The 12,751-nt window shown below is 67.4% G+C and carries 14 protein-coding genes; 7 read left to right on the forward strand and 7 right to left on the reverse strand.

Annotation, left to right across the window (positions count from 1 at the left end; all coding sequences use genetic code 11):
• The first annotated feature begins 40 nt into the window (after positions 1-40).
• From BM133_RS27885 to BM133_RS27900, 4 genes are read left to right on the forward strand one after another with little or no spacing between them, the layout of a single operon-like run.
• On the forward strand, positions 41-2,101 hold the full coding sequence (locus tag BM133_RS27885) for a ribonuclease catalytic domain-containing protein (RefSeq protein ID WP_093441322.1): 2,061 nt from the start codon (positions 41-43) through the stop codon (positions 2,099-2,101).
• Positions 2,102-2,150: 49 nt separating this feature from the next.
• Positions 2,151-3,002 carry an energy transducer TonB gene (locus BM133_RS27890; RefSeq protein ID WP_093441324.1) on the forward strand — a complete coding sequence of 284 codons (852 nt, stop codon included), beginning with the start codon at positions 2,151-2,153 and terminating at the stop codon, positions 3,000-3,002.
• Between the two features lie 16 nt (positions 3,003-3,018).
• Positions 3,019-3,876 (forward strand): shikimate dehydrogenase, encoded by an 858-nt coding sequence (gene aroE / locus BM133_RS27895; RefSeq protein ID WP_093441326.1) that lies wholly within the window; start codon positions 3,019-3,021, stop codon positions 3,874-3,876.
• Positions 3,877-3,880: 4 nt separating this feature from the next.
• A complete protein-coding gene (locus BM133_RS27900) occupies positions 3,881-4,624 on the forward strand; it encodes a transglycosylase domain-containing protein (protein WP_093441329.1) in 744 nt (247 codons plus the stop codon).
• Here BM133_RS27900 and BM133_RS27905 read toward each other — a convergent pair.
• Complete coding sequence (locus BM133_RS27905; RefSeq protein WP_093442002.1) at positions 4,569-5,012, reverse strand: ribosomal maturation YjgA family protein; 444 nt, start codon at positions 5,010-5,012, stop codon at positions 4,569-4,571. The genes BM133_RS27900 and BM133_RS27905 overlap by 56 nt on opposite strands.
• Before the next feature lie 9 nt (positions 5,013-5,021).
• Between BM133_RS27905 and BM133_RS27910 the strand changes: the two genes are divergently transcribed.
• Genes BM133_RS27910 through ruvC form a run of 3 tightly spaced genes read left to right on the forward strand, consistent with a single transcriptional unit; the run spans position 5,022 to position 7,443 of the window.
• Positions 5,022-5,897, forward strand: a complete 876-nt coding sequence (locus BM133_RS27910) for a lysophospholipid acyltransferase family protein (protein ID WP_093441330.1) — start codon at positions 5,022-5,024, stop codon at positions 5,895-5,897.
• Positions 5,898-5,901: 4 nt separating this feature from the next.
• Positions 5,902-6,891 carry a phosphatidate cytidylyltransferase gene (locus BM133_RS27915; RefSeq protein ID WP_093441333.1) on the forward strand — a complete coding sequence of 330 codons (990 nt, stop codon included), beginning with the start codon at positions 5,902-5,904 and terminating at the stop codon, positions 6,889-6,891.
• A gap of 3 nt (positions 6,892-6,894) precedes the next feature.
• Complete coding sequence (gene ruvC, locus BM133_RS27920; protein WP_093441335.1) at positions 6,895-7,443, forward strand: crossover junction endodeoxyribonuclease RuvC; 549 nt, start codon at positions 6,895-6,897, stop codon at positions 7,441-7,443.
• Here ruvC and BM133_RS27925 read toward each other — a convergent pair whose 3' ends face one another.
• The 6 genes from BM133_RS27925 to BM133_RS27945 all read right to left on the reverse strand — a co-directional run bounded on the left by BM133_RS27925 (position 7,444) and on the right by BM133_RS27945 (position 12,749).
• The gene (locus BM133_RS27925; protein WP_093442005.1) at positions 7,444-7,926 is read right to left on the reverse strand and encodes a hypothetical protein; all 483 of its coding nucleotides are present in this window, start codon (positions 7,924-7,926) and stop codon (positions 7,444-7,446) included. It abuts the gene before it with no gap.
• A 66-nt stretch (positions 7,927-7,992) separates the two neighbouring features.
• Entirely contained in the window at positions 7,993-8,169 is a 177-nt protein-coding gene (locus BM133_RS35250; protein ID WP_177224960.1) for a hypothetical protein, read from the reverse strand.
• A 27-nt stretch (positions 8,170-8,196) separates the two neighbouring features.
• The gene (gene lpxC / locus BM133_RS27930) at positions 8,197-9,120 is read right to left on the reverse strand and encodes a UDP-3-O-acyl-N-acetylglucosamine deacetylase (protein WP_177224961.1); all 924 of its coding nucleotides are present in this window, start codon (positions 9,118-9,120) and stop codon (positions 8,197-8,199) included.
• A gap of 201 nt (positions 9,121-9,321) precedes the next feature.
• Positions 9,322-10,530 carry a cell division protein FtsZ gene (ftsZ, locus tag BM133_RS27935; protein WP_093441340.1) on the reverse strand — a complete coding sequence of 403 codons (1,209 nt, stop codon included), beginning with the start codon at positions 10,528-10,530 and terminating at the stop codon, positions 9,322-9,324.
• A 170-nt stretch (positions 10,531-10,700) separates the two neighbouring features.
• Complete coding sequence (ftsA, locus tag BM133_RS27940; RefSeq protein ID WP_013539446.1) at positions 10,701-11,930, reverse strand: cell division protein FtsA; 1,230 nt, start codon at positions 11,928-11,930, stop codon at positions 10,701-10,703.
• A gap of 30 nt (positions 11,931-11,960) precedes the next feature.
• On the reverse strand, positions 11,961-12,749 hold the full coding sequence (locus tag BM133_RS27945) for a cell division protein FtsQ/DivIB (protein WP_093441343.1): 789 nt from the start codon (positions 12,747-12,749) through the stop codon (positions 11,961-11,963).
• Positions 12,750-12,751: the final 2 nt, after the last annotated feature.

The raw sequence follows: 12,751 nt of genomic DNA on the forward strand, positions 1-12,751 counted from the left end.
CTGGGGAAGAGCCCCATCCCCCGCATGGGACAATCGCCGGATGTTTGTATTGTTTGAAGAAGCCGGCAAGTACCTCGGCGGCCGTGTCCTGTCGGAGGCCGAAGCCTCGGCGCAGGTCGAGCTCGAGACCGGCAAGCGCGTCAAGGTCAAGGGCGCCAACATCGTTCTGCGTTTCGAGAAACCGTCCCCGGCCGAGCTGATCGCCGAGGCGCGCACGCTCGCCGCCGCAATGGACCTCGATCTGGCCTGGGAATTCGCCGCCGAAGGAGAGTTCGGCTTTGCCGACCTGGCCGCCGACTATTTCAGCGACAAGCCCTCGCTCGCCCAGCAGGCCGCCGCGCTGTTCGCCCTCTTCGAGGCGCCGCACTACTTCCGCCGCGCGGGCAAGGGACGCTTCAAGAAAGCGCCCGCCGAAATCGTGCAGCAGGCGCTCGCCGCCATCGAGAAGAAGAAAGCCGTCCAGGCGCAGATCGTCGAATGGGCCGGGCAACTGGCCGAGGGCGTGTGCCCGCCGCCGATCCGCGAGCAGCTTTACAAGATCCTGTTCAAGCCCGACAAGAACGCCCCCGAATACAAGGCCGTGGTCGATGCCGCGCGCGCCACGCAGCGCCCGCCGCTCGACCTCCTGGAGCGCGCCGGCGCCATCGATTCGCCCTACCAGTTCCACTGGCGCCGCTTCCTGTTCGAGAACTTCCCCAAGGGCACCGGCTTTCCCGCGCTCGCGGCGCCGGCCATCGTGGACGAACTGCCCGTCGCCACCGGCGTCCAGGCCTTCTCGATCGACGATTCGCAGACCACCGAGATCGACGACGCGCTCTCCGTGCAGGGCCTGGGCACGGGCACCGTCACGGTGGGCGTGCACATCGCGGCGCCGGCCCTGGCGCTCACGCCGGGCAGTGCCATCGACAACGTGGCGCGCGCGCGCATGTCGACGGTCTACATGCCGGGCTACAAGATCACGATGCTGCCCGACGACGTGGTGAACACGTACACGCTGCTCGAAGGCGCAGACCGCCCGGCCGTATCGCTCTACGCACGCTTCGACGAAGCCACGCTGGAGTTGCAAAGCACCGAGACGAAACTCGAACGCGTGCCGATCGTCGCCAACCTGCGCCACGACCAGCTCGACAGCGTCGTCACCCAGCCCTGGCTCGAAGACGCCGCGGTCACGAGCCCCGACACGCCCGAAGCCGCCGCCAACCTGCGCGCGCCGCTCTCCTTCCTGTTCCGCCTGGCCAAGCAATTGAAGGCGCAGCGCGAAGTGGTGCGCGGCAAGCCCGAGAACTTCAACCGGCCCGACTACAACTTCCGCCTCGTCGGCAACGACGGCAACGAGCCCACCGGCAACGAGCAGGTGCAGATCACGACGCGCCAGCGCGGCGCGCCGCTCGACCTGATCGTCTCGGAAGCGATGATCCTGGCCAACAGCAGCTGGGGCGGCTGGCTGGGCGAACTGGGCGTGCCCGGTCTCTACCGCAGCCAGGCGAGCCTGGCGCCCGGCATCAAGGTGCGCATGGGCACGCGCGCGCTGCCGCATGCGGGCCTGGGCGTGAAGAGCTATGCGTGGAGCACCTCGCCGCTGCGCCGCTACACCGACCTGGTGAACCAATGGCAGATCATCGCGGCGGCCCGCCACGGCAAGACCGCCGCGCTGGCCGCGCCCTTCAAGCCGAAGGACGCCGACCTGTTCTCGATCCTCTCGGGCTTCGATGCGGCCTATGCCACGTACAACGGTTACCAGGGCGGCATGGAACGCTTCTGGACGCTCAAGTACCTGCAGCAGAACGGCATCACCGAGCTCGAGGCGACGGTCATCAAGGACATCCCCAACGGCGCGCTGGTGCGTGCCGATGCGCTGCCGCTGGTGTTCCCGGTGGCCGGCCAGCAGGAACGCGGTGCGCGCCTTCGCGTGAAGCTCGGCGAGATCGACGAAATCGCGCTCGACGTGAACGGCACCGTGCTCGAACGCCTCGACACGCCGAAGGCCGATGCCTCGGCCGAGGACGAGAACGGTGAGGACGAAGAAGAAGTCGCCGGCCCGATCGCCATAGCCGTCGACCTGAGCGACAGCGAGGCCGCGCCGGAAAACACACCTGCATGAACTTCGGCGGAACGTCCGGAGAAGTGCGCCCCCTGGAGGAGTTTCGAGAATGAACTTCAAGGACCTCAGCACGCTGCAGATTGCACTGGGCGTGTCGGTCATTGCGCATGCCGTGCTGCTGGCGGTGCGCTTCGTCGATCCCGAATCGTTCAACCGCGCGTTCACCGACACGCCGCTCGAGGTGATCCTGGTCAACAGCAAGACCAAGGAGCGGCCGGACGCCAATGCCAAGCTGATGGCGCAGACCTCGCTCGCGGGCGGCGGCGACCTCGACAAGGGGCGCGCGACCAGTCCGCTGCCGCCGTCGAGCTTCACCGCCATCGGCGATTCATTCGAGGACGCACGGCGCCAGGTCGATGCCCTGCAGGCCGAGCAGATGCAGATGATCACGCAGCTCAGGCGCGACATCGCCGCCATGCCGGTGCGCGATCCGCGCAACGCGGGCGACCCGACCGAAGCCGCGGCGCAGGAAGAAAAGCGCCGCCAGATGGTCGAACTGCTGGCCCAGATCGAGCGCCGCGTGAACGAGGAAAACTCGCGCCCCAAGAAACGCTACATCAGCCCGTCCACGCGCGAAGCCGCCTTCGCGGTGTATGTCGACACCATGCTGCGCCGCGTCGAGACCCGCGCCGCGGAAAACTTCCCCGAGCTGGCCGGCAAGAAGCTGTACGGCGAACTCAAGATGACGGTGACCGTCAACTTCGACGGCAACGTGCTCGCCACCGTGGTCGACCAGAGCTCGGGCAACATCGCGCTGGACCGCCGGGCGCAGGCCATCGTTCGCAGCACCGGCAACTTCGGCAAGTTCACGACCGCGATGCGCCAGGAGCAGGCCGACCAGATGGTGATCCAGGGCACGTTCCGCTTCGCGCGCGACGGCACGATGGAAATTTCCCAATAACCGGCAAGGCGCAGCCATGGACCTGTACTGCGTCATGGGCAACCCCGTCGAGCACAGCCGCTCGCCGCGCATCCATGCCCGCTTCGCCGAGCTCTGCGGCCAGCAGATGGACTACGGCCGCCGGCTGATTCCGCTCGGCGCCTTCGCCGAAGGCATTGCCGCGTTCCGCCGCGAAGCCGCCGAGCGCGGCGACAGCGCGCGCGGCTGCAACATCACCGTGCCCTTCAAGTTCGAGGCCGCCGCGCTGGCGCAGCACACGAGCGCGCGCGCCACGCTTGCGCAGGCGGTCAACACGCTGCGCTTCGAGGCCGACGGCAGCATCCACGCGGACAACACCGACGGTATCGGCCTGGTCAACGACATCGTGCGCAACGCGGGCGTGCCGCTGGCAGGCAAGGCGCTGCTGCTGATCGGTGCCGGCGGTGCCGCCGCCGGCGTGCTGGGTCCGCTGCTCGATGCGGGCGCCTCGCGCATCGTGGTAGCCAACCGCACCGTCGACAAGGCGGTCGCGGTGGTCCGGCGCCATGCCGCGCTCGCGCTCGGCCATGGCGCCACGCTCGAGGCCTGGGCGCTCGACGAGGTGCCGGGCAGCTTCGACGTGGTGGTCAACGCCACCGCCTCCAGCCTCGCCGGCGATGCGGTGCCCGTGAGCGCCAAGGTGCTGCGCCCCGGCGCGCTCGCCGTCGACATGATGTACGGCCCCGCGGCCGCGGCCTTCATGGCCTGGGCCCAAGCGCATGGCGCGGTGCCGCGCGACGGGCTCGGCATGCTGGTCGAGCAGGCGGCGGAATCGTTCGAGATCTGGCGCGGCGTGCGCCCGCCGTCGGCACAGGTGCTGGCCGAGTTGCGCGCGTCGCTCGCCGCCGGCCACTGAAAAAATGAAGGCCGTGCTGCGCCTCGTCGCCTGTCTCGTGGTGGCGGGCCTCGCACTCGAGTTGTTCTTCGTGGTGCGCATCGCGGCCATGGCGGTGATCGATCCGCAGAGCACCGCATTCCAGCGCTCCGAGGCCTGGCAGGTCGCCATCCACAAGGGCAGCGAGGGCGGCTGGCGCCAGGAGTGGGTGCCGTATGCGCAGATCAACGACACGCTCAAGCGCGCGGTGATCGCGAGCGAAGACGCGGGCTTCGTCGATCACAACGGCGTGGAGTGGGAAGCCATCGAGCGCGCGCGCCAGCGCAACGTGAAGGCCGAAGAGCTCGCGGCCAAGCGCGCCGCCCGTGCCGCGGCGCGCGGCAAGCCGGTGCAGCCGGTGCGCCTGCGCGGCGGCTCCACCATCACGCAGCAGTTGGCGAAGAACCTGCTGCTCTCGGGCGAGCGCACGATGCTGCGCAAGGGCCAGGAGCTGGTGCTCGCGACGCTGCTAGAGGTGTTTCTGGACAAGCGCCGCATCCTGGAGATCTACCTGAACAACGTCGAGTGGGGCGAAGGCGTGTTCGGTGCCGAGGCCGCGTCGCAGTACTACTTCAAGAAGCCCGCCTCGCGCCTGGGGGCCAACGAGGCCGCGCGGCTCGCGGTGATGCTGCCGAGCCCGAAGTTCTTCGAGCGCCGGCCCGGCTCGCCGTACCTCAGTGGACGGGCGTCGACGGTCGTGGCGCGGATGCCGTCGGCCGAGCTGCCCTGACCCCGAACTTCGCGCGCAGTGCTTCGAGGGCCAGCACGGCCGCGAAGCCGATCGTGTAGGCCGCCACGTCCCACCAGTCGGCCGTGCTGCCCAGCACGATGCGCAGGGCCCGGTTCGGAATGTGCAGATGCCATGCCGACGCGAGGAACTGGCCCAGCTCCACCGCGCAGCCCACGCCCAGCGCGGCCAATGCGAGCGGCAGGACGCGCGCGGCGATGAAGGTCTTGAAGACGAAGTAGACCCACACCACCGCCAGCACGTCGCCGAAGAAACTTCGCAGCCACCCCCAGCGCGCGCCGACGGTGGCCAGCAGCACAAGAACAATGAACAGGGCCACCGCCCACACCAGTGAAAGAGGATCGAATCGCCATCGCATGGCCCGTATCATCGCGCCCATATGCTGGCAAAGCTCACAGGTTGGTTGTTGTTGGGAATCGTCCGGTTGCTCACCGGCGCGCAGGCGCGCTGGTACGGCTGCCCACCGAAGGCCGAGCAGCGCATCTATTTCGCCAACCACCAGAGCCATGCCGACCTCGTGATGATCTGGGCCGCCCTGCCCGAGGAACTGCGCAGCATCACCCGGCCGATCGCGGCGCGCGACTACTGGGCCAACACGCCGGTCAAACGCTGGATCACGACGGAGGTGTTCAACGCGGTGTATGTGGAGCGGGCGGCCACGGCGCCTGCTGCTGCAGCTGCTGCGCCCGAACCGGTGCAGGCCGGGCCGGCGCCCGAACCTGCTGTAGTTGCGGCGCCGGCCGAGCGCATCGAGCCGTCGATGGAACCGCTGCTGCCGGCCGCGCCGCCCGTCGCCGAAACCGTGAATGAACTGCAGGGCGAACTCGACCTTCCGGCACCACCACCGCCACCGCCACCGCCGCCCCCACCCGTCGCGCCGCCGCCATTCGTTGCGCAGCCGACGCCGCCGGCCGAACCCGTGCCGCCTGCATCCGACCCTCTCGCGCCGCTGGTCGAGGCGCTGCGCAGTGGCGACTCGATCATCATCTTTCCCGAGGGCACGCGCGGCCACACGGGCGAGCCGCAGAAGTTCAAGTCCGGCCTCTACACGCTCGCGACGATGTTCCCCGACGTGGTGCTCGTGCCGGCCTGGATCGACAACGTGCAGCGCGTCATGCCCAAGGGCGAGATCGTGCCGGTGCCCATTCTTTGCTCCGTGACCTTTGGCGCCCCGATCCGGGTGGAAGACAACGAAGAGCGCCGCCCTTTCCTGGATCGCGCGCGTGCCGCGGTGATCGCATTGCGCGACGTCTGACGACATGAACCAGTTCCTGCGCAGCCTCACCCCGACCCAGCAGGTCGCGGCCCTGTTCCTCATCGTCTTCGGCGTGCTGGTGATCATCAGCACCGCCGCCTTCTTCCTGAGCTTCCGGGAGAAGCGCAACCCGGTGCACGACGCCACCTGGCAGGCCGAGCTCGCGCACTACCGCGCGCTCCTGGGCACCACCTGGTTCATGGTGGTGATCTTCTGGGTCGGCTGGGCGCTCGGCGAGACGGTGGCCACCGTGCTGTTCGCGCTGATCTCGTTCTTTGCGCTGCGGGAATTCATCACGCTCTCGCCCACGCGGCGCGGCGACCACCGCAGCCTGATCCTGGCGTTCTTCGTGGTGCTGCCGATCCAGTTCTGGCTGGTGGCGACGGCGCGCTTCGATCTCTTCACCGTGTTCATCCCGGTCTACGTGTTCCTCGCGATGCCGGTGGCGAGCGCGCTGGCCAACGACCCGAGCCATTTCCTGGAGCGCAACGCCAAGCTGCAGTGGGGCATCATGGTCTGCGTCTACGGCATGAGCCATGTGCCGGCGCTGCTCTTGCTGAGCTTTCCGGGCTACGAGGGCAAGAGCGCGTTCCTCGTGTTCTTCCTGGTGTTCGTGGTGCAGACCTCGGTGCTGGTGCAGCACGTGATTTCGCGCCGCACGCAGCGTGCGCCGTTCGCGCCCAACGTGAGCCGCAGCTTCAACTGGACCAGCTGGGGCATCGGCATCGTGGTGGCCAGCCTGGTGGGCGCGCTGTTCTCGTTCATCACGCCGTTCAAGTTCGGACAGGCACTGGCGGTGTCGGTCATCGCCTGCATCGCGGGCTCGATGGGTCACCTGGTGATGAAGGCGCTCAAGCGCGACCGCGGCATTCCGAACTGGGGCAAGAAGGGCGTGGGCGTGACCGGTGCGAACGGCCTCCTGGACCGCGTCGATGCGCTGTGCTTCGCGGCACCCATCTTCTTTCACTCGATCCGCTGGTACTTCAACGCCTGACCCATGCGAATCCTCGGCATCGACCCCGGCTTGACGACCACCGGCTTCGGCGTGGTGGATGCGGACGGCCATGCGCTGCGCTACGTCGCGAGCGGCACCATCAGCACGCGGCACCTGGGCACCGGCAACCTGCCGGCGCGCCTGAAGGTGCTGTTCGACGGCATCGCGGAAATCGCCGCGCGCTACCAGCCCGATGCGTCGGCGGTCGAGATCATCTTCGTCAACGTCAATCCGCAATCGACGCTGCTGCTGGGACAGGCGCGCGGGGCGTGCGTGACCTCGCTGGTGAACAGCAACCTCACGGTGGCCGAGTACACCGCACTGCAGATGAAGAAGGCGGTCGCGGGCCACGGGCAGGCTGCCAAGGCGCAGGTGCAGGAGATGGTGAAGCGCCTGCTCGACCTGCCCGGGTTGCCCGGCGCCGACGCGGCCGACGCATTGGGCATCGCGATCACGCATGCGCAGGTGGGGCGGTCGATGGCGCGGCTGGCCCAGGCGGCGGAACTGTCGAAGACCCATGCCGGCACCTACCGGCAAGGGCGATCGCGCTGACTACCTGCGGAAGTCCAGCCGCCCGTTCGTCCAGCGTCCGTCGATCCGCCGGGTGTCCGCGATCCGGCCGACCCACGGGCGCGTGATGTCCGGGCTGCTCAGGTTGATGTAGCGGCCCACGAGCGTGTCGGGTGCGATGTAGCGGACATCGAGCAATGCATGGCGTTCGCCGCCGCCCCAGTCGAACAACAGGTAGAAGCGGCCACCGGCCACCTCGACCATCGCCTTGCCTTCCTTCCAGGCCTCTGCGCTGTCGCCGGAGAGGCTCGGATCCACGCCGCCGTTCCATCGGCTGGACCACGCGCCCGCGATCGAGTCCGGGAATTCATCGAGCACCGCGCCCCATCGCTGCGCATTCGGATCGTCGTTGCCGCCGCCGAGCTCCACGCTGTCCGCGAATTCGTCCACATCGGGGCCGTCCGGGTCCGGGGCATCCTGGACGCCGAACGGGTTCCTCGTGGGTTGTTCAGGGTGTGTGTTCATGGCGCCATCGTGCGCCTGCGCGCGGCGCACGGCATGCCGTTTCCGGACATGCGAACGGGGAAGAAACTAGGCCACGCGCTCGGCGATCAGCACCGCGAAGAAGCCGAACGCTGCGAGCAGCGTCCACTTGAGCACGATCCAGCCGACGCGCCGGTACCTGGCCTGTCCGGTGCCCGCATAGAACGCGAACGACACGCCGGCCACCAGCAAAAGCAGCAGGATGGCCCAGCGGAAGAGAAGCATCGTGGGGGCAGTACCGGCGGAGCTCGCCTACCAGGCCCGCGCCACTTCGCCGAACCCGCGCGGTGCGCGCTTTTCGTCTTCGAAGGTCACGACCTCGTAGGCATCGCTGTGCGCGAGCAGTTCGCGCAGCAGCTTGTTGTTGAGCGCATGGCCCGAGCGGAACGCGGTGTAGGCCGCGAGCAGCGGCTTGCCGATGATGTACAGATCGCCCATGGCATCGAGGATCTTGTGCTTCACGAACTCGTCGTCGTAGCGCAGGCCGCCGGCATTGAGCACCTTGGTGTCGTCCATCACGACCGCGTTGTCCAGGCCGCCACCGAGCGCGAGGCCCTTGGTGCGCATGTACTCGACGTCCTTGGTGAAACCGAAGGTGCGTGCACGCGCGATGTCGCGGCTGTACGAATCGGTGCCCAGGTCGAACTCCACGCGCTGGCCGGTGGAATTGACCACGCGGTGATCGAAGTCGATCTCGAAGCTCAGCTTGTAGCCGTGGTACGGCTCCAGGCTCGCCCATTTCTCGTTGGCGCCCTCGCCTTCGCGCACCTCGACCTTGCGGGTCACGCGGATGAAGCGGCGCGGCGCCTTCTGCAGTTCGATGCCCGCGCTTTGCAGCAGGAACACGAAGGACGAAGCCGACCCGTCCAGGATCGGCACTTCGTCGGCGGTGATGTCGATGTAGAGGTTGTCGATTCCGAGGCCCGCACAGGCCGACATCAGGTGCTCGACCGTCTGCACCTTCGCGCCGCCGGTGGAGACCGTGGAGGCGAGGCGCGTGTCGGTGACCGCTTCGGCGGTCATGCGGATTTCAGCCGGCTCGGGCAGGTCGACGCGGCGAAACACGATGCCCGTGTCGGCCGGGGCCGGTCGCAGGGTCAGTTCCACGCGTTGCCCGCTGTGGAGCCCCACGCCCACGGCGCGGCTGATCGACTTGAGGGTTCGTTGTTGCAGCACGCCGGGGATTTTAGGCGCGCCACGGGCGTGACGGCCTAATCCCCTCGCTATGGCAGCGATAGACATCGGTTCTATGCAATCCCGGCGATGGACGCAAAGGGCACGAAGTGAACGCAGCGCCTAGAGCCAGCGGAAGTCCCTTTCAGGTCTTCCCTGTACCCCTTGCGAACCTTCGTGCCCCGAGCGTTCGGTCGCCTTCCGTCAGTCGGCCTGACGGCGCAGGAAAGCGGGAATTTCGAAATCGTCCATGCCACCCGACGACAGCGCATCCACCTTGGCCGCGGCCATCGTGCGGTTGGTGCGCCACACGCTGGGAACCGCCATGCCGTCGTAGTTCGGCTGGCTGCCGCCACTCGTATGGCCCGTGCCACCCATGGTGGGCACGTTGAACGGGATGTTGTCGGTGCCGGTGCGAATGACTTCCAGCGTCGGCGCCTGGCGGCGTGCGTCGGCACGCGAGAGGCCCGTGGCCACCACGGTCACGCGCATCTCGTCGCCCAGGGCTTCGTCGTAGGCGGCGCCGTAGATCACATGCGCGTCGGGCGAGGCATAGGCACGGATGGTGTTCATCGCGAGCTTCGACTCGTTCAGCTTGAGCGAACCCTTCGACGCCGTCACCAGCACCAGCACGCCCTTGGCGCCCGAGAGGTCGATGCCTTCGAGCAGCGGGCAGGCCACGGCCTGTTCGGCGGCGATGCGCGCGCGGTCCGGGCCCGCGGCCGCGGCCGTGCCCATCATGGCCTTGCCCGGCTCGCCCATCACGGTGCGCACGTCTTCGAAGTCGACGTTCACGCCGCCGTACTCGTTGATGATTTCCGAGATGCCGCCCACGGCGTTCTTGAGCACGTCGTTGGCGTGCGCGAAGGCTTCGTCCTGGGTGATGTCTTCACCGAGCACGTCGAGCAGCTTCTCGTTGAGAACAACGATCAGCGAATCGACATTGGCTTCGAGTTCGGCCAGGCCGTCGTCCGCGTTCTTCATGCGGCGGCCGCCTTCCCAGTCGAAGGGCTTGGTCACCACACCCACGGTGAGGATGCCCATTTCCTTGGCGATGCGCGCGATCACCGGCGCAGCGCCGGTGCCCGTGCCGCCACCCATGCCGGCGGTGATGAACAGCATGTGCGCGCCGTCGATGGCCGCACGGATCTCGTCCACCGCGAGTTCGGCGGCTTCACGGCCCTTGTCGGGCTTGCTGCCGGCGCCCAGGCCGCTGGTGCCCAGCTGGATGATCTTGTTCGCATTGCTGCGGGTGAGCGCTTGCGCATCGGTGTTCGCGCACACGAACTGCACGCCCTGCACACCACGCTCCATCATGTGGGCGACTGCATTGCCGCCACCGCCGCCCACACCGATCACCTTGATCTGCGTGCCTTGATTGAATTCTTCGACTTCGATCATTTCGATGGTCATTTCTAACTCCTTGAATATTGCAGTTGCCGTTTTGTATCTATGAATAATTCTTTTGCCGTGACGTGTTCAACGAGAGCATCGTCACGATGGTGGACCTGTTCGTCGCCATCGCTCGTTGAAATGCAACGGAGGACTGCCGCGTGCGAGCCAGAGTGGGGAGTGGTTCATGGTCAGAAGTTCCCCACGATGAAGTCCTTGAAACGTCCGAACGCAGTCTTTACCGACCCGTTCTTCTGCGCGACCTTGAAGCCGCGCATGCGTGCGAAGCGCGCCTCTTCGAGAAGACCCATCACCGTAGCCGCACGGGGCTGCGCCACCATGTCGGACAACGCGCTCGAATACTTCGGAATGCCCCGGCGCACGGGCTTCAGGAAGATGTCTTCCCCCAGCTCGACCATGCCGGGCATCACCGCGCTGCCGCCGGTGAGCACCACGCCCGAAGAGAGCACCTCTTCGTAGCCCGATTCCCGCACCACCTGCTGCACGAGCGAGAAGATCTCCTCGATGCGCGGCTCGATCACGCCGGCCAGCGCCTGCTTGCTCAGCATGCGCGGGCCGCGGTCGCCCAGGCCCGGCACTTCCACTTGCTGGTCGGGGTCGGCCAAGAGTTGCTTGGCATAGCCGCTCTCGACCTTGATGTCTTCCGCGTCCTTGGTGGGCGTGCGCAGCGCCATCGCGATGTCGCTGGTGATGAGGTCGCCCGCGATCGGGATCACCGCCGTGTGGCGGATCGCGCCGTTGGTGAAGATCGCCACGTCGGTCGTGCCCGCGCCGATGTCCACCAGCACCACGCCCAGTTCGCGCTCGTCCTCGGTCAGCACCGCCTGGCTGGAGGCCAGCGGGTTCAGCATCAGCTGGTCCACTTCCAGGCCGCAGCGGCGCACGCACTTGATGATGTTCTCGGCCGCGCTCTGCGCGCCGGTCACGATGTGCACCTTGGCTTCCAGGCGCATGCCGCTCATGCCGATCGGCTCCTTCACGTCCTGGCCGTCGATCACGAACTCCTGCGGCTCCACCAGCAGCAAGCGCTGGTCGCTGGAGATGTTGATCGCGCGCGCGGTCTCCACCACGCGGGCCACGTCGGCGGGCGTCACTTCCTTGTCCTTCACCGCCACCATGCCGCTCGAATTGATGCCGCGGATGTGGCTGCCGGTGATGCCGGTGTAGACACGGCTGATCTTGCAGTCGGCCATGAGCTCGGCCTCCTTGAGCGCCTGCTGGATGCTCTGCACCGTGGCGTCGATGTTCACCACCACGCCGCGCTTCAGGCCATTGCTCGGCGCAATGCCGAGCCCGGCGAGCTTGAGCTCGCCGCCGGGCAGCACCTCGGCCACGACCACCATCACTTTGGCGGTGCCGATGTCCAGTCCTACGACCAGGTCTTTGTATTCTTTGGGCATTGAGATATGTCCTCGATTTCTCGCTGTGCGCTACTTGATTCTTCTTGGGGTCTCGGGCGAGACCGTGGTGACGCCGCGCAGCCGCAATGCATACGCGTCGTTGTGGCGCAGATCGGCGCCTTCGACGTCGGCCACCGTGCGGTGGTACTGGCCCGCGACCTGGGTCACGGTCTTCAGGAAGCGCTGCAGCCTGGCCGACACCTCTTCGCTCTGCCCGCGCCCCAGCTCGATCTGCGCGCCGCTGTCCAGCACCACCTTCCAACTGCCGCGGCTGGACAGCGTGAGCTCGTCGATGCCGAAGTCGTAGGGCTGGAACTGCGGCGCAAGCACGCGGTACATGCCCAGCACCTGCCCGGCCTGCTCGATCGGACCGTCCAGGCGCGGCAGGTTCTCGTCCACCTCGGCCACGTTGGCTTCGAACACGTCGCCGAAGCCGTTGATCAGCTTGGAGCCCGCCTCGTCGCCCCAGCTGGCCACGGGCACCTGCTCGGTCAGCGTCACGCGCAGCTTGTTCGGGAACTCGCGCCGCACCACCGCGCTGCGCACCCAGGGCACCGCCTCGAAGGCGGTGCGCGCACGCGCGAGATCGATGGTGAAGAAGTTGCCCGAGAGCTGCGGCGCCACGTTGGCGCGCAGCGTGACCGCGTTGTTGTGCGTGACCTCGCCGTCCACCTTGATCCCCGCGAGCGGGAAGAAAGGCTGGCGCAGCACCCACCACGCGCCCGCGGCAAGCAGCATGAGCGCCACCGCCACGAACGCGAGGTTCGCCACGATGTTCATGAGCTTGACGTCGAAGGGCGCGGGGATGCTGTCGGCCATGG

The sequence above is a fragment of the Variovorax sp. 770b2 genome (assembly GCF_900115685.1).
GTDB lineage: Bacteria > Pseudomonadota > Gammaproteobacteria > Burkholderiales > Burkholderiaceae_C > Variovorax.